This window comes from Pseudovibrio sp. POLY-S9, from assembly GCF_001431305.1.
In the GTDB taxonomy this organism is placed as follows: Bacteria; Pseudomonadota; Alphaproteobacteria; order Rhizobiales; family Stappiaceae; genus Pseudovibrio.
In genome coordinates this window covers 1,441-3,675 of record NZ_LCWX01000230.1, presented here as the reverse complement: position 1 = coordinate 3,675, position 2,235 = coordinate 1,441, and the positions used below count along the sequence as shown (strand labels likewise).

Below are 2,235 nucleotides of genomic sequence, written 5' to 3'. Positions count from 1 at the left end.
GCAAGGCGCAGCAGATCTCGTCCGCTTGAAATTTCACGCTTTCGCAGCAAAGCCCCAAATTTGATTGCGGCTTCTTCGATATCAAGACTGGATGACAAGGATGAAAGGATGTCTGGCCATTGAGCTAACGTAGGAACTTCAGTTTTCATTCCCCCTATGAATCACATAATGATTCCAGCGGTCTAGATAAACTCAACTGCTCCGATTATTATACCACAGATGTTTGGTTGCGTTCGAAACTCTGTCATATCGTACTCATTGAGGTAATAGTTATAGGACACCACCTTGGCCCACACGAGTTCCAAGTGTCCCTGCAAATTCAGGCCTATGAGGGGTTCGAATAGAACTTTGGGCATCAACCAAAGTATAAATGAAATATTTTATTTATATATGTGCTCCGAGCGTTTTCTTTCGCAGGCTTAAGCTCTGTTGTCTTTGTATTACTGCCAGAATACTTGAGAGTACTTCATTGATTAAACTTACATCTTTCACAAGTGTATTGACATGAATTGGCTCCTTCGATTTTAAGCATGTTTCGTGCACAAGTTGGAGATTTTTCTATAGAGCACTGGAGGGCCAGGGAGAGTTGCAGGAAACCATATTTCTTCTAAGGCAAACGGGACCGCTGACATTTTACATTCGCGAGGCGAAACCGCCTCATCAAGTGCCTTTTTTTGATTGCTCGTGTAATCCGCGCGATTAATCATGAAGAGGTTCACTCCTCAGTAATTTCACAAGTTAAAACAGATATACGAAAGAGATACTTATGCCATTTCACATTACGGGCGGCAAGCAACCTGAAACTGATGACAGTACAACTTCATTCGTTGCCTTAGATGGTGATCAGAAGCAAATCCGGTTGGTTGACCCAACTCCTGATGGTGGCGCATTGATCATGTCAGGCGACATGGAAGCAGGACGCCCCATCTTACCTGATCACGTGCCAACCAAGCTGGAGCGCATTAACTGTTCAATCAAAACACGGCCATTGCTTGATTTCAATTGGTGGATCAGCAATACACTCCTCGTCCCTCAAGCGTTCAAGGACATTCTCGAAGAGCTTGAGCCAAATACCCATCAGTTTTTCCCGATGGACTATTTCGAAGGGGCTGACAAGATTGGTGAGGGATATCTCTTCATTTTTTGTAAGCGCCTGGACACCCTGCACGATACCGCCTGCTGGCCAGAGCGAAATGAAAGAGGCTTCATTCCCCGGCCTCCACGTGGTGAAAAGGTAAAAATCGTTTATTCCAAAGATAAGATAGCAGGTCATCACGCATGGGTCGATAAGTTCAACATGGGTCGCTGTATCTCTGATGAATTTGCCGAACGGTTGCAGGCATTGAACCTGACTGGTCTCAATTATAATCCAATGCAGATTGCTTAATACAGATTTCAGGACATTTTATTATGGCTAATTTTGATGATTTGACACGCCCTGACCTGAGTGATCTGTCTGGATTTGGCGATGTCAGTGGCACTGGCTTCCAAGGCGCTCATGTTCATGCAAAAACGACTTTAGCACCCAAGTTGCAAGAGATTTTCCATTATATGAACAGTGACTTACCGGTCACGGAGCATCTGGACGCCAACTCGGCTTCCAATGGTGTGTTGCTGCCGGGCTCCAACACAGCCAATACCTCTTATGCTAGCTCCATTCTGGGGGTAGCAGCCCATTCGGGTAAGCACTCGCCGACTTTTGACGCAATGTTCTTCGACCCTAATGCTAAACTAAGCGAAAGCACCAAATACTTCAATGTGTTGCGAGATCAGATCAGGAGCGGAGAACTTTCTCCAGCAGAGGCTCGCAGTTCCTACAAGAATTTCACGGATTTCGTCAAAGTCCAGTTTTTGCAACAAGATGTTTTGGATGGCTTCTCTCCAGAGTTTACCGATGTTGACAGTGGTGGCGGGCTTTATAGTCTGGGGCTCAACTCAGCGGATCCACGTTGGGATTCAAAGGATCAAGTTAGCTCTTACCTCAAGTCCATTGAGGCAAATTTTGAGTATGATGCCGTTGTAGACCATCCGCTTTACAGCAAAATCTCGGCGGTCCGTATTGGCGATGCTGATATCAACGGACAGACATTCATCGATGAGTTTCCGGAAACATCTCGGATTTTTTATCCTGATGGGGAGATCCGCTGGTCAAATGATGTCAGAGCGGACATTCTTGCCCGCGAACTTACAGCCGTTAAGTTTAAAGGAAACATCAATGGTCAGGGCCATGATAAC

Annotated in this window: 2 protein-coding genes; both read left to right on the top strand. The window is 45.6% G+C overall.

The annotated features are described in order from the left end of the window. Positions 1-766: 766 nt before the first annotated feature. Positions 767-1,387, top strand: a complete 621-nt coding sequence (locus PPL9_RS23740; protein WP_057465039.1) for a DUF1629 domain-containing protein — start codon at positions 767-769, stop codon at positions 1,385-1,387. A gap of 23 nt (positions 1,388-1,410) precedes the next feature. Continuing rightward, the coding region (locus PPL9_RS32550) for a hypothetical protein (RefSeq protein WP_161831441.1) at positions 1,411-2,235 on the top strand (825 nt) is incomplete at its 3' end.